The 22,562-nt window shown below is 68.8% G+C and carries 22 protein-coding genes; 8 read left to right on the plus strand and 14 right to left on the minus strand.

The window, feature by feature from the left end:
- Window positions 1–18: 18 nt before the first annotated feature.
- The 3 genes from OZ671_RS16635 (at window position 19) to OZ671_RS16645 (ending at window position 2,108) form a co-directional block, all read left to right on the plus strand.
- On the plus strand, window positions 19–1,155 hold the full coding sequence (locus OZ671_RS16635) for an acyl-CoA dehydrogenase family protein (RefSeq protein WP_268861786.1): 1,137 nt from the start codon (window positions 19–21) through the stop codon (window positions 1,153–1,155).
- A 126-nt stretch (window positions 1,156–1,281) separates the two neighbouring features.
- Window positions 1,282–1,668: a FitA-like ribbon-helix-helix domain-containing protein gene (locus OZ671_RS16640; RefSeq protein WP_268861787.1), complete on the plus strand. Its 387-nt coding sequence runs from the start codon at window positions 1,282–1,284 to the stop codon at window positions 1,666–1,668.
- A 77-nt stretch (window positions 1,669–1,745) separates the two neighbouring features.
- Window positions 1,746–2,108: a type II toxin-antitoxin system VapC family toxin gene (locus OZ671_RS16645; RefSeq protein ID WP_268861817.1), complete on the plus strand. Its 363-nt coding sequence runs from the start codon at window positions 1,746–1,748 to the stop codon at window positions 2,106–2,108.
- Between the two features lie 31 nt (window positions 2,109–2,139).
- Here OZ671_RS16645 and OZ671_RS16650 read toward each other — a convergent pair whose 3' ends face one another.
- Window positions 2,140–3,021: a LysR substrate-binding domain-containing protein gene (locus OZ671_RS16650; protein WP_268861788.1), complete on the minus strand. Its 882-nt coding sequence runs from the start codon at window positions 3,019–3,021 to the stop codon at window positions 2,140–2,142.
- A 171-nt stretch (window positions 3,022–3,192) separates the two neighbouring features.
- On the opposite strand from OZ671_RS16650, the gene eno reads away from it, so the two are divergent.
- On the plus strand, window positions 3,193–4,491 hold the full coding sequence (eno, locus tag OZ671_RS16655; protein WP_268861789.1) for a phosphopyruvate hydratase: 1,299 nt from the start codon (window positions 3,193–3,195) through the stop codon (window positions 4,489–4,491).
- Between the two features lie 87 nt (window positions 4,492–4,578).
- Here the strand turns inward: eno and OZ671_RS16660 are convergent, their stop codons facing one another.
- The 8 genes from OZ671_RS16660 to OZ671_RS16695 all read right to left on the minus strand — a co-directional run bounded on the left by OZ671_RS16660 (window position 4,579) and on the right by OZ671_RS16695 (window position 11,771).
- Window positions 4,579–5,193, minus strand: coding sequence for a 2-hydroxychromene-2-carboxylate isomerase (locus OZ671_RS16660; protein WP_268861790.1), 615 nt, complete (start codon window positions 5,191–5,193; stop codon window positions 4,579–4,581).
- Complete coding sequence (locus tag OZ671_RS16665; RefSeq protein WP_268861791.1) at window positions 5,190–5,879, minus strand: glutathione S-transferase N-terminal domain-containing protein; 690 nt, start codon at window positions 5,877–5,879, stop codon at window positions 5,190–5,192. Before OZ671_RS16665 ends, OZ671_RS16660 begins: the two co-directional genes overlap by 4 nt.
- An 88-nt stretch (window positions 5,880–5,967) precedes the next feature.
- Entirely contained in the window at window positions 5,968–6,999 is a 1,032-nt protein-coding gene (locus OZ671_RS16670) for a branched-chain amino acid ABC transporter permease (RefSeq protein ID WP_268861792.1), read from the minus strand.
- A 1-nt stretch (window position 7,000) separates the two neighbouring features.
- Window positions 7,001–7,867, minus strand: coding sequence for a branched-chain amino acid ABC transporter permease (locus tag OZ671_RS16675; RefSeq protein ID WP_268861793.1), 867 nt, complete (start codon window positions 7,865–7,867; stop codon window positions 7,001–7,003).
- A 14-nt stretch (window positions 7,868–7,881) separates the two neighbouring features.
- Window positions 7,882–8,586 (minus strand): ABC transporter ATP-binding protein, encoded by a 705-nt coding sequence (locus OZ671_RS16680; protein WP_268861794.1) that lies wholly within the window; start codon window positions 8,584–8,586, stop codon window positions 7,882–7,884.
- Complete coding sequence (locus tag OZ671_RS16685) at window positions 8,579–9,298, minus strand: ABC transporter ATP-binding protein (protein ID WP_268861795.1); 720 nt, start codon at window positions 9,296–9,298, stop codon at window positions 8,579–8,581. Before OZ671_RS16685 ends, OZ671_RS16680 begins: the two co-directional genes overlap by 8 nt.
- A gap of 68 nt (window positions 9,299–9,366) precedes the next feature.
- Window positions 9,367–10,623 carry an ABC transporter substrate-binding protein gene (locus OZ671_RS16690; protein WP_268861796.1) on the minus strand — a complete coding sequence of 419 codons (1,257 nt, stop codon included), beginning with the start codon at window positions 10,621–10,623 and terminating at the stop codon, window positions 9,367–9,369.
- 23 nt (window positions 10,624–10,646) lie between these two features.
- Entirely contained in the window at window positions 10,647–11,771 is a 1,125-nt protein-coding gene (locus tag OZ671_RS16695) for a CaiB/BaiF CoA transferase family protein (protein WP_268861797.1), read from the minus strand.
- 310 nt (window positions 11,772–12,081) lie between these two features.
- Between OZ671_RS16695 and OZ671_RS16700 the strand changes: the two genes are divergently transcribed.
- On the plus strand, window positions 12,082–13,488 hold the full coding sequence (locus OZ671_RS16700; protein ID WP_268861798.1) for a hypothetical protein: 1,407 nt from the start codon (window positions 12,082–12,084) through the stop codon (window positions 13,486–13,488).
- On the opposite strand, the gene OZ671_RS16705 is transcribed toward OZ671_RS16700, so the two are convergent.
- Both OZ671_RS16705 and OZ671_RS16710 read right to left on the minus strand, forming a co-directional pair.
- On the minus strand, window positions 13,485–13,985 hold the full coding sequence (locus OZ671_RS16705) for a GNAT family N-acetyltransferase (protein WP_268861799.1): 501 nt from the start codon (window positions 13,983–13,985) through the stop codon (window positions 13,485–13,487). The two genes, OZ671_RS16700 and OZ671_RS16705, sit on opposite strands and share 4 nt — an antisense overlap.
- A gap of 132 nt (window positions 13,986–14,117) precedes the next feature.
- Window positions 14,118–14,978 carry a MaoC/PaaZ C-terminal domain-containing protein gene (locus OZ671_RS16710; RefSeq protein ID WP_268861800.1) on the minus strand — a complete coding sequence of 287 codons (861 nt, stop codon included), beginning with the start codon at window positions 14,976–14,978 and terminating at the stop codon, window positions 14,118–14,120.
- Between the two features lie 296 nt (window positions 14,979–15,274).
- Here OZ671_RS16710 and OZ671_RS16715 point away from each other — a divergent pair, with 296 nt between their 5' ends.
- Entirely contained in the window at window positions 15,275–16,339 is a 1,065-nt protein-coding gene (locus tag OZ671_RS16715; protein WP_268861801.1) for an IclR family transcriptional regulator, read from the plus strand.
- An 18-nt stretch (window positions 16,340–16,357) separates the two neighbouring features.
- On the opposite strand, the gene OZ671_RS16720 is transcribed toward OZ671_RS16715, so the two are convergent.
- The 3 genes from OZ671_RS16720 to OZ671_RS16730 all read right to left on the minus strand — a co-directional run bounded on the left by OZ671_RS16720 (window position 16,358) and on the right by OZ671_RS16730 (window position 20,326).
- Window positions 16,358–17,083 carry a hypothetical protein gene (locus OZ671_RS16720; protein WP_268861802.1) on the minus strand — a complete coding sequence of 242 codons (726 nt, stop codon included), beginning with the start codon at window positions 17,081–17,083 and terminating at the stop codon, window positions 16,358–16,360.
- Window positions 17,084–17,217: 134 nt separating this feature from the next.
- Window positions 17,218–18,753 (minus strand): acyl-CoA synthetase, encoded by a 1,536-nt coding sequence (locus OZ671_RS16725; protein WP_268861803.1) that lies wholly within the window; start codon window positions 18,751–18,753, stop codon window positions 17,218–17,220.
- Window positions 18,754–18,769: 16 nt separating this feature from the next.
- Window positions 18,770–20,326 carry a long-chain-fatty-acid--CoA ligase gene (locus OZ671_RS16730; protein ID WP_268861804.1) on the minus strand — a complete coding sequence of 519 codons (1,557 nt, stop codon included), beginning with the start codon at window positions 20,324–20,326 and terminating at the stop codon, window positions 18,770–18,772.
- A 157-nt stretch (window positions 20,327–20,483) separates the two neighbouring features.
- Between OZ671_RS16730 and OZ671_RS16735 the strand changes: the two genes are divergently transcribed.
- Window positions 20,484–21,269 carry an enoyl-CoA hydratase/isomerase family protein gene (locus OZ671_RS16735; RefSeq protein WP_268861805.1) on the plus strand — a complete coding sequence of 262 codons (786 nt, stop codon included), beginning with the start codon at window positions 20,484–20,486 and terminating at the stop codon, window positions 21,267–21,269.
- 45 nt (window positions 21,270–21,314) lie between these two features.
- Complete coding sequence (locus tag OZ671_RS16740; RefSeq protein ID WP_268861806.1) at window positions 21,315–22,556, plus strand: ABC transporter substrate-binding protein; 1,242 nt, start codon at window positions 21,315–21,317, stop codon at window positions 22,554–22,556.
- Window positions 22,557–22,562 lie beyond the last annotated feature (6 nt).

The following is a 22,562-nucleotide window of genomic DNA, read 5'->3' on the forward strand; positions in this document are numbered from 1 at the left end:
TCGCAGGAGGAAATGGCCATGGTGCCGAGGACGATCTACACGCCCGAACACGAGATGTTCCGCGACAGCGTGCGCCGCTTCATCGCCCGCGAGGTCGCCCCCCATCACGCCCAGTGGGAGAAGGACGGCCAGGTCAGCCGCGAGCTCTGGAAAAAAGCCGGGGAGCTCGGCCTGCTCTGCACCGCGATCCCCGCGGAATATGGCGGCGGCGGCGGCGATTTCCGCCACAGCGCGATCATGACCGAGGAATTCGCCCGGCAGATCTACAGCGGGCCGGGCTTCCGCCTGCATTCGGACATCGCGGCCTTCTACATCCTGCACCAGGGCAGCGAGGAGCAGAAGCGAAAATGGCTTCCGAAAATGGCGACCGGTGAAGTGATCTTCGCGCTCGCCATGACCGAGCCTGCGGCTGGCAGCGACCTGCAGGGCATCCGCACCACGGCCATTCGCGACGGCGACCACTACGTCGTCAACGGCTCGAAGACCTTCATCACCAACGGCCAGCTCGCCGATGTCGTGATCCTCGCCTGCAAGACCGATCCGCGCGAAGGGGCCAAGGGCGTCAGCCTCCTGCTTGTCGAGACCGACCAGCCGGGCTTCCGGCGCGGCCGCAATCTCGACAAGCTCGGCATGAAGGCGCAGGACACGTCCGAACTGTTCTTCGACGACATGCGCGTTCCCGTCGCCAACATTCTCGGCGAGGAAGGCCGCGGCTTCCGCACGCTGATGGCCGAGCTGCCGCAGGAGCGCCTGCTGGTCGCCATGTCCTCGATGGCCGGCGCCGAGGGCGCGCTGGAGGCGACCCTTGCCTATACCCGCGACCGCAAGGCCTTCGGCCAGTCGATCGCCGACTTCCAGTACAACCGCTTCAAGCTCGCGGAGATGAAGACCCAGGTGACCATCGGCCGCAGCTTCGTCGACCGCTGCACGGAGCTGCTGCTCGACGGCAAGCTCGACGTCGAGACCGCCGCCATGTGCAAGTACTGGGTCACCGAAATGGAAGGCCGGCTCGTCGACACCTGCCTGCAGATGCATGGCGGCTACGGCTACATGACCGAATACCCGATCGCCCGCGCCTATGCCGACGCCCGCGTTCGCCGGATCTTCGGCGGCGCCAACGAGATCATGCTGGAGCTGATCGCCCGCAATCTCTGACGAGGAGGCGCAGCGACCATCAGACCTGCAAAGTTCGCTCGCGGTCCGGATCGGGCGGCGAGCGAACGCCGCAAGACCGAACGAGGACAACTGGATTGCTCGCGCGGTTTATCCGCTGCGATCGTCATGATCGATCGGGCGTCACGAGCAACGCCCACCTTTGCCGGCTCGACTCGGACAATCGTCCGCGACCTTGCGCGTGACTGGCTCGAAATCTTGATCAGCGGGGCGGCAATTGCCATCTTTGTGCTCAATGAGATCATTGAGGATCGGGTGGCCGGGAACCTTCATGTCCGCAATTTGGACGACCACCTCATCGCCAAACTCAAGACGCGTGCCGCCCGTCACGGACGCTCGGCGGAAGCAGAGCATCGCGAGATTCTAAAACAGGCCTTGGAAACCGAGGTCGAACCCTCATTCGATGAACTCGCGGCCCAATTGAGGCGGCTCACGGCGCGGCGCAAACAGACGCCAGCCGAGGTCCTGCTACGCGAAGGGCGCGATGAGCGGTGACGGAAACGCCGGTCATCGATGCCAGCATCGCCATCAAATGCGTGGCCTGAGAAGACGCGACGCCTCGCGCGCTCGGCCTGCGGCAAGGTCATCGTTTTGCGGCACCGGAGCTGCTGATAGTCGAGTGTGCCAACATTCTCTCGAAAAAAGTTCAACGTGGCGAACTCAGTCGCAAAGAGGCGGCACTCGCGGCGAATTTGCTCGAGCACAGCGATATCGAGCTGTTCGGCATGCGCGCATTGCTCGCCCGAGCGACTGCACTGGCAGCGGATATCAGCCATCCGGCCTATGACTGCATGTATATCTGTCTCGCGGCGCGCCGGAACTGGCGCTTCGTGACCGCCGATGAGCGACTGATACGGGTGCTCGCGCAGAAGGCTCCACGTGAAATCACCGACCTCTGTGTGACCTTGCGGCGGATTTCGGCTGGCTCCGGCTGAAACCTGAGAGGAAATCGGCTGCCCTGCCCGATTACGGACCGTCGGCCAGTTCGTCCGCGATCCACGCGGTGAAAGCCTTTGCGGCCGGCGTCTCCAACCGTTCCGAGGCGGGCACGATGGCAAGCCCGTCCGCGAACGCGACGAAGCCCGCCGGAGCGACCAGCCGGCCCTGCGCGATGTCGTCCCGCACCATGCGCCGCTCGACGAGCGCCACGCCGAGCCCGGCGACGGCGGCCTCGATGCACAGATGCGTGTGCGGAAAGCTCAGCTCGGCCGTGTTGGCGACGGCCAGCCCCGCATGGGCTTGCCACAGGCTCCAGGCCCGCGACGTATATTCGTGCAGGATGCGCGTCGCGCAGGTCAGCCGCCGGCCCTTGATCGCAACCCGATAGTCCGGCGCACAGACCGGGCCGAAGGCGACATCGGCGACCCGGATGGAGCGGGCCTGGTCACGCTCCGGATAGGTGGCGCGATCCCACGCGACGATCAGGTCCGCGCCCTGATGGCGGATCTCGCGCGCCGACGTCATCGACAGCCTGACGTGCATGTCCGGATGGCGCCGGTAGAACCCCGCAAGGTGCGGCACGAGCCAGCGCATCGCGAAGGTCGCGCTGCAGGCGACATGGACGCTCGGCGCGCGCGCATCGTCGAGCACGCGCTGCCACCCCGCCTCGAGCTGGTCCAGCGCCTGCGTCACCACCGGCAGCAATGCCTCCCCGGAAGCATTGAGCCGCAGACCGGTTCCGGCCTTCTCGAACAGGGCGATGCCGGCAAAATCCTGCAGTGCGCGGACCTGCCGGCTGACCGCGCCATGCGTGCGGCCGAGCTCCTCCGCCGCCCGGGTCACCGAGCCGAGCCGCGCGGCCGCTTCGAAAGCCTTGAGCGAGGCGAGCGGCGGAAGGCGCCGGGCCATAACTTGTCCTTTCGTCAGAAAAGCTCACGCATGGAGGCAATTAACTCGATAGCAGAACCGGCCTTGCCGCGATAGCCATCAGGCATGGAGGCTCGGCGACGCCAGGAGTGAGGCGGGCCTCCCCTATCGTGCACATGGCTCACATATGGCAGAGCCGGAAAGGCATCGGTGATGACGGCGATCAGGCATATCAGCGGCCACGAAATCCTCGACAGCCGCGGCAATCCGACGGTCGAGGTGGATGTCGTCCTCGACGACGGCACCATGGCGTCGGCCGCCGTTCCGTCCGGAGCCTCGACCGGCATGCATGAGGCGCATGAGCTTCGCGACGGCGGCACCCGCTTCCACGGCAAGGGCGTGCTGAAGGCGGTCGCGGCGGTCAATACCGAGATCGCTCCCGCCCTCAACGGCATGAACGCGCTGTCGCAGGCCGGCATCGACCACGCCATGATCGCTCTCGACGGGACGGCGAACAAAGGCCGCCTCGGCGCCAATGCCATGCTCGGGGTCTCGCTTGCCGTCGCCAGGGCCGCCGCCGCCGCGATGAAGCTGCCGCTCTATCGCGCCATCGGCGGCGCGAATGCCTATCTCCTGCCCGCGCCGGGCATGAACATCATCAATGGCGGCGCCCATGCCGACAATCCGCTGGACTTCCAGGAGTTCATGATCATGCCTGTCGGCGCGGCCACCTTTGCCGAAGCCGTGCGCATGGGCTCGGAGGTCTTCCACGCCCTGAGGCTGCAGCTGATGCGCGCCGGCCACCGGACCAATGTCGGCGACGAAGGCGGCTTCGCCCCCGATATCCGCAGCGCGCCGGAGGCGATCGACGCCATTCTCGCTGCGATCGATGCGGCGGGCTACAGGGCCGGCCGCGACATCGCCATCGTCATGGATCCGGCTGCATCCGAGCTCTTCGAGGACGGCGCCTATCATTACCGGGGCGAGAACCTCGTCCGCTCCACCGAGCAGCACCTGCACTACCTGATCGACCTGGTCCGCCAATATCCCATCTGCGCGATCGAGGATCCGATGGCGGAGACCGATGCCGAAGGCTGGCAGGCGATCACCCGCGCGATCGGCGCGACATGCCAGCTCACCGGCGACGACGTGTTCTGCACCAATATCGGTCTTCTCGACGACGGCATCCGCTCAGGCATCGCCAACGCGATCCTCGTCAAGGTCAATCAGATCGGCACGCTGACCGAAGCCCTGCGCACCGTCGAGCACGCCCACAAGGCCGGTTATGCCGTGATGATGTCGCATCGTTCGGGCGAGACCGAGGACACCACGATCGCCGATCTCGCCGTGGCGACCGGCTGCGGCCAGATCAAGACGGGCTCGCTCTCGCGATCCGACCGGACGGCGAAATACAACCGGCTGATGCGGATCGAACGCGAGCTCGGCAGTGAGGCCCGCTATGCCGGCCGCGGCCTTTTCGACCGGGCCCTTGCCGCGCGCCGCCTCGACTGAGGCCCGGACAGGCGATCGCGGCCCGCAGGCGCGACCGCACCCGGCGCCGAGGAGCGTCGGGAAACGCGCCCGACGCGCGCCCGCGCGCTAGCCTTTCCGCCGCTTCAGCGCCAATTCGACGAGCGGCAGCTGGTCGTTGCCGAAATACATGTCGTCGCCGTCGACGAATAGTGTCGGCGAGCCGAAGCCGCCGCGCGCGATCACCTCGTCGGTATTGGCCCTCAGCCGAGTCTTGATCTCGTCGGTGACCGACGAGGCGCGGATGGCGGCGCCGTCAAGGCCGGCAGCATTGGCCGCCGCGACCAGCACGTCGGGATCGTCGAGATTTTCGGCCCGGCCGAAATAGGCTTCGAACGCCGCCTTGGCGAAGCGCTGGAGCGCCGGCTGGTCGGTTTCGAGCGCGGTCGCCATGCGCATGGCGTGGATGCTCTTCGCCGGATGATAGGCCGATGGGAAGTTCATGGTGACGCCGGTGAAGGCCGCCCAGTCCTTGAGCGCCTTGGCATTGTGCCGCATGCGCGGACTGTCCATGTTCTCGCGCTGCTTGTAGAGGTCCTGGTTGACCGCGTTGAACACACCGCCGACCAGGATCGGCCGCAGCACCAGGCGCGCGCCCGTGCGCTCGACCAGCGGCTGGACATTGGTGAAGCCGAGATAGGTCCAGGGACTGGACAGGTCGAAGAAGAACTCGAGCATCGTCATGCCGGCCTCCGGAACAGGATGTCGCGCGCCTTCTCGTCGTCGGCCGCGGCGTTGGATACCTTGTCGCGCAGGAGCGCCATGCCGGCCTGCACCTTGGGCCGGGCGCGCACCTGCGCGAACCAGCGCTGGACATGCGGGAACCGCGCCATCGGGATGTCCTGCCGCTTGTGCGTCACCACCCAGGGAAAGATCGCCATGTCGGCGATCGAATAGTCGCCGGCGACGCAGGCCCCGGTCCGCCCGAGCTGGGCGTCCAGGACGCCGTAGAGCCGGTTCGCCTCGCGCTCGTAGCGGTCGATGGCATAGGGGATCTTTTCAGGCGCATAGAGCTTGAAATGGCCGTTCTGGCCGAGCATCGGGCCGAAGCCTGCCATCTGCCACATCAGCCATTCGGTGACCTTCGCCTTGGCCTTGACGTCGGCGGGGCAGAACCGGCCGGTCTTCTCGGCAAGATAGAGGAGGATCGCCCCGCTCTCGAAGATGCTGACCGGCGCGCCGCCGCCGGGCGGATCGTGATCGACGATGGCCGGCATGCGGCCGTTCGGGCTGAGCCGCAGGAAGTCCTCCGAGAACTGCTCGCCGGCGCCGATATTGACCGGCACGGTCCGGTAGTCGAGGCTGGCCTCCTCCAGCATGATGCTGATCTTCCAGCCGTTCGGCGTCGGCCAGTAGTAGAGGTCGATCATTCCGGTTTCTCCGCCTGACCGGCCGACTGTGGCGAAAGCCGGCGCCGATTGCCAGCGCCGGCGCAACATGCCTGCAAGGCTGGAGGCCTCAGCCGCCCTGCCCTTCGGCGGCCGGCGCCGATGCTCCCGCCTTTTCGGCCGGCGGCGCGCGGCGCAGGCCGCGGAACAGCCGCGCCAAGGTCGGCCCGATCCCTTGTGGCAGCGCCAGGATCACCACGACGACGATGGTGCCGTAGATGAAGTAGTGCAGGCCCGGCAGCACGCCGCCGAGCTGGCCGCGCAGCAGTTCGCCGAGCGGCACCAGGAGGATGGCGCCGACCACCGGCCCGAAGGCGGTGCCGAGGCCGCCGATGGTGGCGAACAGCACGATCTCGATGGTCAGCACGGGCGAGGCGAACAGGTGCGGGTCGATGAAGGTCGAATAGCGCGCATAGGCCGTGCCGATCATCGAGGTGAGCACCGCGCTGATCGCCATGGCGATCATCTTGTTGCGCAGCAGGCCGACGCCGAGCGCCTGGGCGGCGTTCTCGTTGTCCCGGATGGCACGCAGGAAATAGCCGAGCGGCGCATTGATGATGGCAAGGTTGACCACCAGCGCCAGCGCCGCGAGCGTCAGCACCAGCCAGAAATAGCCGTGGGAGCCGCCGAACTGGAACAACAGGACGTGGCCCTCGTCGCGCGGCAGCGACTGTCCGGAGGCGCCGCCGACGAAGTCCCAGCCGAGCACGACGAGCTCGGCCATTTCGGCGAAGGCGAGCGTGATCAGCGCGAAGGACAGGTGGCCGAGCCGGAAGCGATGGTCGATCCAGGCGATCGCCGCCCCCATCGCCGCCGACAGCGCGGCGGCGATGCCGGCCGCGAGCCACAGATTGATGCCGAGCTGCAGCAGCAGCGCGCTGGCGAAGACCGACCCCATGCCGACGAAGATCGAATGGGCGAGCGAGATCTGCCCGGTCAGGCCGCCGACAATGTTCCAGGCGCTGGCAAGACCGGCATAGATCAGCGCCAGCGTCGCGATATGCAGATAATAGCTCGGCAGCCAGAGCGGCAGGGTCGCGAGCGCCGCGAGCGCCGCCCACCAGAACGGCGACAGGACGACGTGGAAGAAGTTCGGTCGCATGTCAGGCTTTCCCCAGAAGGCCGGCGGGGCGGAACAGGAGGATCACCACCAGGATGAGATAGGGCAGCATCATGCCGAGGATGCCGGAGATGTAGATGGTGCCGATCGCCTCGGAGAGCCCGATGACCAGCCCGCCGAGCAAGATGCCGACGAAGTTGGTCATGCCGCCGAGGACCAGGGTCAGGAGCGTGATGACGGTGTAGCGCAGCCCCATGCTGGGATGCAGCGGCGTGCCGGGCAGCAGCAGCGCGCCGGCAATGGCAAGGAGGCCGATGCCGAGGGCGAAGACCAGGATGCGCACGCGCGCGACGTTCACCCCCATCAGCGCCGCCGCCTTGGGGTTCTGGTGCACCGCACGGATGCTGCGGCCGAAATCCGTGCGGTTGAGCATCAGGAACAGCAGGCCGGCGAGCACGACCGAGGCGCAGAAGGCGATGACCAGCGGCCAGCGCATGATGATGTCGCCGACGATCAGCAGCTTGGTCTCCATGATCGAGGGCACCCTGAGCGGCTGGCCGCCGAACACCATCAGCATGCCGTTCTGCAGGATCAGGTTGAGCCCCAGCGTCAGCTGGATGATCATCAGGAGGTGGCCGGAAATGACCGGTCGGATCAGCGTCCAGTAGACCAGCGCGCCGGTGACCGCGAGCACCGGAAAGGTGACGAAGACCGAGACATAGGGGTCGAGCGCGAAGGCGGCGTAGAGTGCATAGCTGACGAACATGGCGAGCGACAGGAAATCGCCATGGGAGAAATTGACGACGCCCGAGACACTGTAGATGAGGCCGAGGCCGAGCGCGACCGTGCCGTAGGTGCTGCCGATGAGCAGGCCCTGAACCACGGCCTGCAGAAGGATGTCGGTATCCATGAAGCGGTTCCGGTCTAGAGGCCGAGATAGGCCTTGCGCGTCGCGGGGTCGTCCTTGACCACGGCGCTCGGGCCCTCGATGGCGACCTTGCCGCGCTCCAGCACGTAGCAGCGCGAGGCATGGCGGAAGGTCAGGTTGGAGTTCTGTTCGACGAGCAGGATCGTCAGGCCGCCTTCATGCAGGCTGCGGATCGTCTCGAAGATGTACTGCACGAACAGCGGCGACAGGCCGAGCGAGGGCTCGTCGAGCATGAGGACGCGGGCGCCTGCCATCATGCCGCGGCCGATCGCCAGCATCTGCTGCTCGCCGCCGGACAGGGTGCCGGCGTCCTGCGTCAGGCGCTCCTTGAGCCGCGGGAAGGTCTCGAGCACGACCTCCATGCGCGCGGCGCGGCCGGCGCGGGCCTGTCGGCCGACGCCGCCCATCAGCAGGTTCTCGCGCACGCTCATCTGCGGGAAGACCAGCCGGCCCTCGGGCACCTGGATGATGCCGCGCTCGACCACCTCGTGCGGCGCGAGGCCGACGATCTCCTCGCCCTCGAAGCGGATCGAGCCGGACCGCGGCACGACGGCGCCGGACAGGCAGTTGATGAGCGTGCTCTTGCCGGCATTGTTGGCGCCGAGCAGGCCGACGAGTTCGCCCTGGCGGATCTCCATCGAGACGTCGTCGAGCGCGGTGCTACCGTCATAGCCGGCGGTGATCGAGCGGACCTCAAGCATGGGAATCGTCACCGAAATAGGCCTCGCGGACACGCGCATCGGCGACGATTTCATCAGGCGTGCCGGCGGCCACCTGTTCGCCGAAATTGAGGACGACCAGCCGGTCGGCCGTGTTCATGATGACCGGCATGACGTGCTCGACCATGACGAAGGTCATGCCGGAGGCCCTCAGGTCGCGGATGATGGCGAGCGGCACCTGCGCCTCGCCGAGGGTAAGGCCGGCCATGACCTCGTCGAGCAGGATCATTTCGGGTTCGGTCGCGAGGCACTTGGCGAGCTCCAGCAGCTTCTTGTCCTGGAGCGACAGCGAGGCCGGCGTTTCCTCGGCCTTGTCGCGCAGCCCGACGCGCTCCAGCACTGCGGTCGCCCGCTTGATCGCCTCGCGCATCGGATGGCGCAGCAGCGCGGCGGTCGTCACCACGTCGATGACGCTCATCGCCGCGAAGACCTGGACGATCTGGAAGCTGCGCGAGAGGCCGAGCCGCGCGACGCGGTGCGGCGGCAGCCCGACGATCGACCGGCCCTTGAACCGGACGTCGCCGCCGCTCGGCGGCAGGAAGCCTGAAACGAGCCCGAAAAGCGTGGTCTTGCCGGCACCGTTCGGGCCGATAATGCCGAGGATTTCGGCCGGTTCGACGGAAAAGCTGACATCCGACACGGCCTTGAGCCCGCCGAAGCGCTTGCTGACATTGTCGACTTCAAGAATGGCCACGAAGGCGCCTCATCAGGTGTCTCGGGGAAGATCGCGCGCGGCGGGCACCGGCTCCGGCCGCGCTTCGGTCAGGCGCGCGGGCGCGGCGCGACGTCGCCGAACTGGGCGGGGAACACGACCTGCTGCTGATGATCCGGCAGCCACTGGATCATCAGCGCCGTGCTGTCCGCCGGCATCCGGTCCTCGCCGAATTTCAGTCCCTGCGGCCGGGCGAGATAGAGGTGCTCGTGGCCGAAGGGAATGTCGACCGCTTTCAGCCCCTTCATCAGCGCCGCGCGGTCGAGGCTGCCGGCCGCCTCCAGCGCATGCTGCAGGACGCGCGCGGCCTGTGCCGCCTGCACCGCGGCCTGGCCGATCTCCACCTTGAGATCGGCGGCCCGCAACTCGCGCACGATCGCCTGCATGGATTCGAGCTTCGCGCCGGGGCTGAAGCCGGTCATGCCGAACGTGTTGCGCGTCAGCACCGAGGCGCCGATGTTCTGGCCGAGCTCCTTCCACAGCGAGAAGTCCGAATAGCCGCCGGTGCCGCCGACGAACAGGCTGTCGTGATAGTTCAGGTTGAAACGCGCCTGGTGCAGCAGGATGCCGTCGCGCGGCGTGACGAGGCCGGTCACCACGTCGGGCTTGAACGAGCGGATGCGCACCATGGCGGCGGTCTGGTCCTGCGCCTTGGTGTCGAGCGGCACGTCGCCGATCACCTGGATGCCGGCGGCCTGGAGCTTGGCCTTGAGGAAGTGATTGACCTGCTGGCCGGCCTCGTAGTTCGAATAGGCCATGACCGCGGTCTTGACGCGGAAGGCCGGCGCCTTGGCCAGCTCCCGGATGAAGGCCGCCAGCGTCTCGGCATACCCCTTGTCATAGGGAAAGCCGAGCGAGAACATCTGGTTCGAGCGCGCCGCCCCGGCCCAGATCGACAGGGTCGGGATCTGCAATTCGTCGACGACGGGCGTCAGCGCCAGCATCTGCGCCGACAGGATGCTGCCGACCAGCATCGACACCTGCCGCTCGGTGACGAGCCGCCTGGCCTCGGCGGCAGTGCGCGCCGGCTGGCTGGCATCGTCGGCGAGGATCACCTCGATCTTCGCCCCGCCGAGGCTCTTGATGCCGCCCTCGCCGTTGATCTTCCGGATCATGTAGTCGAAGACCGGCTGACCCTCGGTGGCATAGGCGGCAAGATTGCCGCTCATCGGCTGGATCATGCCGATCTTCACGACCGGCGCGCCCTGCGCCCGCGCCAGGGCCGGCATCGACAGGCTCGCGGCCGTCGCCGCCGTGCCGGCGAGAAAGGCGCGGCGCTTCAGAATCATCGGCTTCGAACCGTGCATCGTTCCCTCTCCACTCCGGTGCGTCATGCCCCGGCCTCGACCGCGACCAGTCCGGCCGGTGATGTCTTGTGCCCGGCCGGCTCGGGCCGGTAGCGCGCGTCATCGGCCCCGAGGGCCGGCGATGCCCGCCTGTCGGGCGGCAGCGCCGGCATCGCGACCGGGAACCGGGCGATCAGGCTGCCGCCGCTCCGGCCGAGCACCCGGTCGTCCGGCGCATCGAGCATGGCCTCCGGCGCGGTCACGCCGTTGGCCGGAACGTCATGGGCCTGGAGCCGGGCGAGCCAGACGGCGAGCGGCTCGCGCCGGAAGGCCGCCTCGAGCTGCGCGCGGATGGCCTCGTGTCGGGCCTGGCGCTGCCGGTAGGTCGCAAGGTCGGGGCCTGCCAGCGCCTCGAGCCCGAGCACGGCGACGAGGCGGCGCCAGAAATGGTCCTCGATCGCGCCGAGCACCAGCACGCCGCCGTCGGCGCAGGTGAACAGGCCGTAGCCGGGACGCTGGCCGAGCTGGCCCGGCCCGTCCGCAAGCAGCATGCCGAGCCGCGGCGTCATCCAGTGCTTGAGCGCGTCGGTGATGGCGACGTCGAGATATTGCCCCTGCCCGCTCGTCTGCCGCTGCATCAGCGCCGCCAGCACCGAGACGACGGCGAACATGCTGCCGGCGAGGTCGCCGACCGGCAGGCCGATGCCGTAGGGCCGCCCCGGCTCCGGGGTCGGATAGAGACCGAGCACGCCGCTGGCCGCGAGATAGTTGAGGTCGTGGCCGGGCTGGTCGGCCATGGCGCCGGCCTGCCCGTAGCCGGTCAAGGAAACATAGATCAGCCTCGGATTGATGGCCGCGAGCGTCGGATAGTCGACGCGAAGGCGCCGGGCGACGCCGGGCCGGAAGCCCTCGACCAGCACGTCGGCCTCGGCCACCAGCCCATGCAGGCGGCGGACGCCGTCCTCCGTCTTCAGGTCGATGACGATGCTGTCCTTGCCGCGGTTGACCGCCGCGAACAGGCCCGGAAGGATGGCGCGGGCATTGTCGCCGCCCGGCCGCTCGACCTTGATCACGGTGGCGCCGAGATCGCCCAGGAGCTGCGTCGCGTAGGGCCCCGGCAAAAGCTCCGACAGGTCGACGACGCGAACGCCGGCGAGCGGTGACTGCATGTTTTCCTCCAGGACGCGAAACGGCTTTTCGCCATCGCTATTTTTACCGATGCTAGCCGAGCGCCACCGGCTGCCGCAATAGGCCGTTGGGGATATGCGAAACACAATTTCGCAACTTTCCTCAACGCATGACCGGTCCGCAGTGCCGTTGGTAGTGCCGCGCTGAAATCCGCTTCAGTCTGGGTATGGGCGCGACCTGATTTTCCGATTCAACAAGCGCCCGTAACCCATTGCCGTCCAGCCGGGTTGCGCAGCAGGCGGCCACGCCGCAGCCCGCGGCCGGCGCCTCGATCATGCCGGAGCCTGGCCCATGGCCGTGACATCGCCGACCGTGACCTCCGCCGCGCCGAGCCCGGTCCCCGCTGTCGCGCTCGGCACCGTGCTGGCCGCCACCATCGCGCAGGGCATGAGCGGCGCGTCGGTCTGGCTGATCCCGGCCGGGCTTGCCCTGGTGCTCTATCTTGTCGCCGGCTGGCCCGGCATCCGGCCGGTGCCGCGCCTGCTCGTCGCCATCGGCATCGCCGTGGTCGTGGCCGCCATGATCCGCCGCGGCAATGCCGCCCCGCTGCCCGAGGCCGTCGCCCGGGCCTCGTTCTTCGCCGCCTTCCCGGTGGCCATGACGCTGCTGCGCGAGGCCGCGGTCACCTCGCCGCTGATGCTCCGGGCCAGCCGGTACCTGGTCAATCAGCCGCCCGGCCGACGCTACTGGGCGCTGACCTGGGGCGGTCACCTGATCGGCCTGCTCCTGTCCTTCGGCGCGCTGACGCTGCTCACCACCATGATCCGGCAGTCCAACACGACGGCCGACGCGCGCATTCGCGACATCCGGGAAAAGCGCATGGTGACCGCCGTCATGCGCGGCTTCATCACCATGCCGCTGTGGTCGCCGACCTCGATCGCACTGATCGCCATCCTGCAGGGCACGCCGTCGCTGCACTGGATCGACGTCGCCCCCGTCGGCTTCGCCCTCGCCGCGACGATCATCGTGCTCGGCTGGCTCGTCGACCGCTTGCAATATCGCCCGCGCAGCGTCGCGCCGGTCGAGGCCGATCCCGGCCCCTGGACCGCGGTGCTCGGCCTCGCGGGGCTGATCCTGGCGCTCACCGCGCTCTGCATCGCCACCGCCTGGCTCACCGGCTCCAGCCTGCAGCTCGCCACCATGCTGGTCGTGCCGCTCTTCACCTTGGCCTGGGCCACGGCCCAGGCCTGGACCGGGCCCGCCGCCTGGAGGGCGGCGATCGGCCGATCGATCGGCCAGATCGGCGGCGCGGCGCGCGCAAGCTTTCCGGCCGGCCGCAACGAGACCGCGCTGTTCGCCGCCTCCGGCCTGATCAGCGCCGGCGCGGTCGACCTCATCCCCGCCGGTGCCGCGCCCTGGCTCGTCGGCCTGTTCGCCGGCCATCCCGGCCTGTTCCTGGTCGCGCTGGTCTGGCTCGTGGTGGCGCTGGCGCTCGCCGGCCTCACCCCCATGGTGACGGTGGCTCTGTTCGCCTCCGCGCTCGGCCAGAGCCCGCCGCCCGAACTCGACCCGATCAAGCTCGCGGTCGCGCTCGCCGGCGGCTGGGCCCTGTCGGTCGGCGTCGCGCCGCTGAGCAATTCCGTGCTGCTGGTCGCGCCGCTGATCCAGCGGACGCCGATCGAGGTCGGGCCGCGCTGGAACGGCCTGTTCAGCGCACTCGCCCTGGCGCTGCTCAGCCTCGGGCTGGCACTGTTCTAGCCGGCCCCGCCGGCCAGCGCCTTGCGCATGGTGACCGAGGTCGGCCGGTCATGGCCGGGATGGGCCGTCCTGGCGGTTTCGACGAAACCGAGGCGTGCGAAGGCCTTGTGGTTGCCGGTCAGCTCGATGCGCGTCTGCAGCTGCAGCGCGGGCTTGCCGGCCGCACGCGCAAGCGCTTCGGCATGACTCACCAGCAGGCGGCCGATGCCGCAGCCCTGCAGGTCGCGGGCGACGGCGAGCTTGCCCAGATAGAGATGATCCTCGCGCGGGCTCACGAAGGCGCAGCCGACGATCCGCCCGCCTGCCAGCGCGATGAGCCCCGTTTCGGACAGGGCCTTTGCGCGCAGCGCCGCAGCCGTCAGCGCCAGTCCCGATGCCGGCGGATCGACCACGCCCTGCATATAGGCAAAGCTGTCATGGATCAGCGCCAGCAACTCGTCCCAGCGCTGAAAGCCCGCGTCGATCGTGACGATCACGGGCTCGGCCGTTCGGCTCATGGCATCGGCTCCCGTCTCGATCCGCCCGGACTAGCAGCCGCGCCGGCTTCCGCCAACCGGAACCGGCCCGGGCCGACCGTTTTCGAGCGAAGGGACTGCCGATACGCGTGACGAAAGCGCGTCGACGGGCGCCTAAAGCGCGAGATCCGCCCGGCCATTGCCGAGCACCATCAGATTGCGCTCCTCGACCAGGCAGCGGAACGAGACCACCGTGCCGTCGCGCCAGATCTCGGTGCGGATCGTCTCGCCGGGATAGACCGGCGCGGTGAAGCGCACGCGCATGGACTTGAGTGCCTCGGGGCGATAGCCGCAGACCGCCTTCAGCAGCGCGTGGCCGGCGACGCCGAAGGTGCAGAGCCCGTGCAGGATCGGCCGGTCGAAACCGCCGGCGCGCGCGACTTTCGGATCGGCGTGCAGCGGATTGTAGTCGCCCGACAGACGGTAGATCAGCGCCGCCTGCGGCAGGGTCGGCAGGCTCACCGTCAGGTCGGGCGCGCGCTCCGGCAGGACATGGGGCGCCGCGACCGGGCCGGACGGACCGCCGAAGCCGCCATCGCCGCGCAGGAACGAGGTCGAGGACAGGCGCGTCAGCAGCGTGCCGCTCGCCTTGTCGATGATGTCGCGCTCGGAAATGACCAGCGCACCCTTGTCCTTGCCCTTGTCGATGACATCGACAACGCGGGTGCGGCCGATCACCGTGCCGGCCTCCGGCAGCGGCGCGAACACTTCCAGCGACTGCTCGCCGTGAAGGAGGCGCTTCCAGTCGGCGCCGGTGCGCGGGTCGCTCAGCCAGAAGCCGGGATAGCCGAGCACGACCGACATGGTCGGCAGCGTCTTCAGCCCGTTCTCATAGACGAACGGCAGCTGCGCCTCGTCGAGGGGATCGGCGCCGAGCCCGACGCCGAGCGCATAGAGAATGGTGTCGCGCGCGGTATAGGTCTGCTCGACGTCCTGGAACGGCCAGTTCAGCAGTTGCTGGCGATCGATCGGCATGGGGCATGTCCTCAAGCTCGGGTCCCGGCACGGGGCCGCCCTGCGCAGCCCCCGCACGATGACCCGCAGGCTAACACATGCGGAATTGATTTCTGCAATACGAAATGCGACATTGGTCGATGGGACGATAGGCGGGCTTGTCGGATCGCTGCGAAGTCAATAGATCTCGCCGCGGGACGCCGCAAAAACGGCGCCTCCACGGTTCGATCGACGGCCTTTGCGCCCCGGCGAAACCACGCTTCGCAATCCATGCCGTTCGCGCCGGCGGGCCGCGCCACCGAAAGGACCGAACCACGATGCCGCGCAGCCCCTCGCCGGCCAGGAATCTCGCCAAGACCAAGAATGGCGGCAAGTCCAAGAACAGCGGCGAGGCCCGTCCGCTCGACAAGGACGGCGGGTCGGAAGCGGCCGTGATCGCGGCCGCCGGCAAGCGTGCCGTGAAGGCGGTTGCCCCCCGCGCCGTGGCCGCCGAGGCGCGAAGCCCGCGCGAGGCGGCCAGGAGCACCGGCGCCTCGCGCCATGCCACCCGCCGGCCGCGGATGCGCGAGGAGGACGACCTCGACGGCGGCGAAGGCGGCGACCGGCAGTTCGTCACGGCGCTCGCGCGCGGGCTCGACGTGCTCGCCGCGTTCCGTCCAGGCGAAGGCCGTCTCGGCAACCAAGAACTGGCCGAGCGCACCGGCCTGCCCAAGCCGACGGTCTCGCGCATCACCCATACGCTGACCCAGCTCGGCTATCTCAACTACAACCAGCGGCTCAGCCAGTACGAGCTCGGCGGCGCCACCCTGTCGCTCGGCTATGCCGCGCTTTCCAATCTCGACGTCAGGCGCATCGCCCGGCCGTTCATGCAGGAGCTCGCCAACAGCACCAACATGACCGCGGCGCTGGGCCTGCGCGACAAGCTGATGATCCTCAACGTCGAGGCCGCGATGAGCCAGGCGCTGATCGGCCTGCGGCTCTATGCCGGCTCGCGCGTGCCGCTCGCCACCACGGCCATGGGGCGGGCCTATCTCGCCGTCATCGGTGAGGCCGAGCGGGAAACCCTGCTCGACGAGATCCGCGACCGGCACGGCGACGAATGGCCGGGCATGCGCCGGGCGATCGACCGGGCGATCCGGGACATGGAGGAGAACGGCTTCTGCCTGTCGATCGGCGACTGGCAGAAGGACATCAACGGCGCGGGCGCGGCCATTCCGCTGCCCGATGGGCTCGGCATCTATGCGATCGGCATTGCCGGCCCCGCCTATCTCGCCTCGCCCGACTACGTCACCGCCGAGGCCGGCCCCCAGCTTGCGGAGGCCGCCCGCAAGATCGTCGCCCAGCTCGGCGGTGACCAGCCGGCCCGGCCGGCGCGCAAATAGCGCGCCCGGCCCACCCCGCTATCGCGGCACGAAGCCGCGATCGGTCAGGGCGACCTTGCGCAGGTCGAAGCCGCGCCGCACGTAGCTTTCCGCCGTCTGCGCCGAGAGCTGCCGCCCCGCCTCCGGGGTGCCGGTGCGCGATGCCGCCTCCCGGGCGTAGAGCATGGCGGTGACGTCATACATCATCTGCTCGGCCGCCATCTGCCGCTCGCGCGCGCCGGCGGGCGGCCTGCTGATCTCCATCCGTGCCGCCACCTGCGCACGCACGCCCTGCACCTGCGCGCGGGTCGGCGGCGGTGCGCCGTTGACGATCATCCAGGCGGTGACGAAATGGGCCGTCGTGACGTCACGCATGTCGGTATCGGTGAGGCCGTAGGGCGCCGCCGCGTCCAGGAAGGCCTGCCGCACCGGGCGCACCGTGTAGAGCGCCGCCACGGCCTGGGCGGTCTGCCCCGCCGAACGGAACCGGGCAAAGAATTGATCGCGCACCTGCTCCGAAACCGCCGGGTCCGTGCCGATTCCGAAACCACCCGGCACCACCGCGGCGGCAGGACCGGCTGGCCGGGCGGTCTCGGCGCCCGGCCTTGCCGCGCGGCGGGCCTGAGCTTCGTTCGCACGGCGCGCGGCATCGATCCCGATGAGCCCGATCGCCGAGTTCATGTAGATCGGCGCCATCGTATTGGGTACGGCGGCAAGGCCCTGCGCGGCGGCCGGCGAGGCCGCCGCCAGGACGAGCGCTACCAAGACTGCCATCCTTCCTGCCATGGTCGTCCTCCGCAAAGGTGCCGGCGGCCGCTCGTCCTCCGGGCGGCCGCATGGCGCAGGCTCGCGCGGGCCGTGGCGCCGGCACCATTGCACAGGCTTGCCGGCCGTTGCGCTCAGATGGCGCGCCGGGCCTCCCGCCAATAGGGCTCGCGCAGCACGCGCTTGAAGATCTTGCCCGAATCCTCGCGCGGCAGGTCGGCGCGAAACTCGATGCGCCGGGGCACCTTGTAGTCGGCGATGCGGGATTTCAGATAGGCCCTGACTGCCTCCGCCGTCAGGCTGCCCTCGGTGAAGGGCTGCACCAGCGCGATCAGCGCCTCGCCATATTCGGCGTCGGGAATACCGAACACCGCGCAGTCGCGCACGCCGGGCATGGCGGCGAGCGCCGCCTCGATCTCGGCCGGATAGACGTTGACGCCACCGACGATCACCATGTCGCGCTTGCGATCGCAGATGTAGAGAAAGCCGTCCTCGTCGAAATAGCCGACGTCGCCACAGGTGATGAGGCCGTCGCGATCGATCTCGCGGCGCTTCTCGTCCTGATTGTGATAGGTGAAATCGGGATAGTAGTGGATGCGCATGAAGATCTCGCCGGTCTCGCCGACGCCGGCCTTGCGGCCGTCGTCGGTGATCACCTCGATGGTCGCCTCGTCGATCGCCCGGCCGACCGTGCCGCGATGGGCGAGCCATTCCTGCGGCGTGCAATAGGCCGCGGGTCCCGATTCCGTGCCGCCGTAGAATTCGTGCACGATCGGCCCGAACCAGGCGATCATCGCCTCCTTCACGTCCGGCGGACAGGGGGCACCGGCGTGAATGATGAAGCGCATCGAGGAGATGTCGTAGCGCGCCTTCACCTCGGGCGGCAGCTTGGTGAGGCGGACGAACATGGTCGGCACCATGAACATGTGCGTCAGCCGCTCCTGCTCGATCATGGCGAGCACCTGCTCGGGATCGAAGCGCGGCAGCAGCATGAGAAGGCCGCCCTGGCGCGAGGCGTTCATGCCGTAGCTGTTCGGCGCGGAGTGGTAGAGCGGCGCGCTGACCGCAGTGCGCATGCCCGGCTCCAGCCCGTAGATCGCGGTGCGCATCGCAATCACCTTGGCCGCCTGCTCGGCGGTCGGCAATTGCCGGCGCACCGCCTTCGGCCGCCCCGTCGTGCCCGACGTATAGATCATGCTTTCGCTGGATCGCGGCGGCGCGGCGAGCGCCGGGTCCTGCGCCTGCAGGAAAGCTTCCCAGACCATGGCGCCGGGCGCCGGCCGGGCGAGATCCGGGGCGATGCGGTAGGCCGCGACGATTTCCGGCGGCGTCTCGACGACCAGCACGGTGACGGCGGCCGGCACGGCGCCGGCGAGCCCGGCGATGAGATCGGCGTGCACGACGAGGGCGCGCGCGCCGCAATCCTCGAGAATGTAGCGGATCTCCTCGGCCTTGAAGTGCCAGTTGATCGGCACCGCATAGGCGCCGAGCCGCTGGGCGGCGCTGGTCGCCTCGATGAAGGCGAAGTCGTTGCGCAGGAGCAGCGCCACGCAATCGCCGACCCCGATGCCGAGCCCGGTGAAGCCGACGGCGGCCCGCCGGACCCTTTCGTCATGCTCGGCGACCGAAATGTGCCGGTCGCCGCTGACGAGGCCGGTCCTCAACTTCATCGCATTCTCCCGCTGTTCAGTTCACCTGCCGGTCGCGGCCGGCCCAGAACGGGGCCCGCAGCGCCGCCTTGTTGATCTTGTTGACGCTCGACAGCGGCAGCGGCTCGCGCCGGACCTCGACGCTGCGCGGGCATTTGTAGCCGGCGATCAGCGTCCGGCAGTGGCTGATCACCGCGGCTTCGCTCAGTTCCCGGCCGTCGCGCGGCACCACGATGGCATGCACCGCCTCGCCCCATTTGGCGTCGGGAATGCCGATCACCGCGCACTGCGCCACCGCCGGGTGCTGGCTCACCGCATTCTCGACCTCGGTCGAATAGACGTTCTCGCCGCCCGAGACGATCATGTCCTTGGTCCGGTCGACGACATAGAGATAGCCGTCCTCGTCGAAATAGCCGGCATCGCCCGTGTGCATCCAGCCGCCGCGAAGCGCGATCGCGGTCAGTTCGGGCTGGCGCCAATATCCCTTCATGACGGTCGGACCGCGCGCCACCACCTCGCCGATCTTGCCCGGCGGCAGCGGCTGGTCGGCCTCGTCGACGACCCGCACCTCGACGCCGGGAACCGCCCGCCCGGCCGAGCGCAGCCGCCGGGTGTCGCCGTCGAGACGATGGTCCTCGGGCGCGAGGAAGGTCGCCATCGGCGACAGCTCGGTCATGCCGTAGGACTGGGCGAAGGCGACCCCCGGAAACCGCGCCAGCCCCTCCCGCAGCAGCGCCTCGGGCATGGGCGAGGCGCCATAGGTGATGCGCGTCAGCGAGGAGAGGTCGTAGGCGTCGAAGTCGGGCAGTTGCAGGATCATGCCGAGCATGGTCGGCACGAAGGTCGCCGTGGTGACCTTGTCGCGGGCGATGATCTCCAGAGCGTCCTTCGGCGTGAAGCGCGCGGCCACCACGTGCCGGCCGCCGGCCACCGTGGTCGCGAACACCCGTCCGCCGGCAGCGAGATGAAACAGCGGGCCGGCATGAAGATGCGCCAGCGTCTCGTCGAACCCGTTGACCTCGAGCGTATTCAGCGCGTTGGCGATCAGGTTGCCGTGGCTGAGCATGACGCCCTTGGCCCGGCCGGTCGTGCCGCCGGTATAGAACAGGCAGGCGACGTCGTCGCCGTCGCGGCCGGCATCGGCGATCGGACTGGCAGCGGCAATCGCCGCCTCGTAGCCGATCATGCCCTCGGGCGCCGGGCCGTCGCCGGCAAGGATCACATGGCGGAACGACGGCGCCGCCTGCATCAATGGCCGCGCCTGGCTGGCGAAGGCCTCGTCGACGATCAGCACGACCGGTTCGGCGTCGCGCGCCTGCTCGATGATTTCGGGCAGGGCGAGACGCGTGTTGAGGGGCACCATGATGCCGCCCGCCCACAGCGTCGCATAATAATATTCGATGTAGCGATGGCTGCTGTTGGCGAGCATCGCCACCCTGTCGCCGGTACCGACGCCGAGGTCGCGCAGCACGCCGGCGAGCCGGCTGACCCGGTCCTCGAATGCACGCCAGCTATAGGACTTGTCCTCGAACACCAGCGCGACCGCCTCGCCGCGCTGCCGGCTGGCGCGCGTCAGCCACTGCGTCAGACCCATCGTGGCGCATCTCCCGCATCGTCTCGTTGTCAGTTGCCGGCATGATTTCACAGAGGCGCGCTTTGCCGCAATGCGAAATCGATTTCTGCAACGATGGCCGTTCGGCCGATGGACAGCATCGCCGACATCGGTGACGATGCAAAATCGATTTCTGCATATGGAGAATGCCGTGGACGCGGTGGTGATCGAGAGACGCGGCGCGGTTGCGGTGATCCGGCTCAACCAGCCTGAAACGATGAATGCCATCAGCCCGGAGGTCAAAGCCGGGCTGGGCGCCGGCGTGCCGGCGCTGGTCGACGATCCCGCGGTGCGCTGCATCGTCATCACCGGAACCGGCAATGCCTTCTGTGCCGGCGGCGACCTGCGCAACATGAAGGACCGGCGCGCGCCCCAGGTGATGGAACGCATGCATCGGACCTATGCCTGGGTCGAGCGGCTGGTCAACGGCCGGACGCCCGTCGTCGCCGCCGTCAACGGCGCAGCCGCCGGCGCCGGCTTCTCGCTCGCCATGCTGTGCGACCTCGTGCTGGCTGCTGACACGGCCTCGTTCCGCGCCGGCTTTCCGAATATCGGCGCAGCGCCCGACCTCGGCCTTGCCTACACCCTGCCGCGCGTCATCGGCGTCCAGCGCGCCCGCGAGCTGCTCCTGACCAACCGGCGGGTCGCGGCGGACGAGGCGGTGGCGCTCGGCATCGCCCTGCGCGCGGTGCCGGCGGCAAGCCTGATGGACGAGGCCATGGCGCTGGCCACCACCATCGCGACCGGCCCGTCGCTGTCGCTCGGCCTGACCAAGATGCTCCTCAACGAGGCGCTCGGCCCGACCTTCCCCGCCTTCCTGGAAAAGGAGGCGATGGCCCAGGCCGTGGCCTTCGGCGGCGACCAGTTCGCCGAGGGCGTCCGCGCATTCCTGGAGAAACGCAAACCCGACTTCACAGCCATTTGACGCGAAGGGCCCGCAGAGGCCCGCGTCACGGAGGGAGACCGCCCCATGCCGACGCTGACGCGCCGGACCGCCGTCAAGGCGGCCGCCGGCACCATCATCATGCCCCTCGCCGCCCCCGCGCTGCGCGCCCAGGGGCCGGCTGTCCGCATCGGCCTCGTGCAGCCGATGAGCGGCCCGCTCTCCGCCTACGGCCAGGAGACCCAGCCGGTCGTCGAGATGGTCGCGGCCAATATCAATGCGGGCGGCGGCATCAGGAGCCTCGGCGGCGCCCGGCTCGATATCGTGCTGGCCGACAATGGCGGCTCGCCCGCGCGCGCGGCGAACGAGGCCCGCCGGCTCGCCACCCAGGAGAAGGTGTCGATCCTCGCCGGCGCGATCATCACCCACGAGGCGCTCGCGGTCGGCCCGGCTCTCGACGAGCTGAAGGTGCCGATGATCTCCTTCGTCTCGGGCACCAGCCGCTCGCCCTACCTGTTCTCCTTCGGCCTGCCCTATGACCGCGGCTATGCCGAGACCATGGTCACGTTCCTGGAAGCGCTGCGCAAGGATCACGGCGCGCGGGCGCAGCGGATCGTCACCGCCAGCTCCAACTACGAGGCCGGCCAGCAGATCACCGGCTTCCTGACGGCCAAGCTGAAGGCGCGCGGCTTCGATCTCGTCGGCGACGTGCCGCTCGACACCAAGGCGCAGGACCTCGGCGCGGCCATGCTGAAGATCCGCTCGCTGCGTCCCGACGCGGTGGTCGGCCTGCAGACCCAGCGCGAGCTTCTGCTGCTGCAGCGCGCGCGCTACGACCTGCAATATTTCGACAGCATCTTCATCAGCAATCTCGGCGTCTCCGACCCTTCGGTCTGGACCGATCTCGGACCGGAGATCGGCGCGCGCGTGCTGCCGCGCAACACCTTCGGCCTGGCGCTCTATGCCCCGAGCCTGGCGATCGCCCCGCTCACCGCCATCGCGACGCAGGCCAAGGAGCTGCCGCGCCTGAAGCACGGCCTCGGCCAGTTCTCGATCTTCGCCGCCCAGGCCATGCTGGTCATCAAGGAAGCGCTCGAACAGGCCGCCTCGGTCGATCCGCAGAAGCTCACCGAGACGCTCGGCCGGCTGGAACTGCCGTTCGGCCATCCCGCCATGATCCTGCCGCGCGCCGGCGGCGTCGCCTTCGCCGACGACCGCCTCACCCGCGACGCCTCGACCCTGGTCGTCCAGTGGGATGCCGACCGCACCCTGCAGGTGGTGCATCCGCAGCAGTTCGCCACCCGCAAGCCGGCCATCACGGCCCGCTGACCGAGC

The sequence above is a fragment of the Phreatobacter sp. AB_2022a genome (genome assembly GCF_026847585.1).
In the GTDB taxonomy this organism is placed as follows: Bacteria; Pseudomonadota; Alphaproteobacteria; order Rhizobiales; family Phreatobacteraceae; genus Phreatobacter.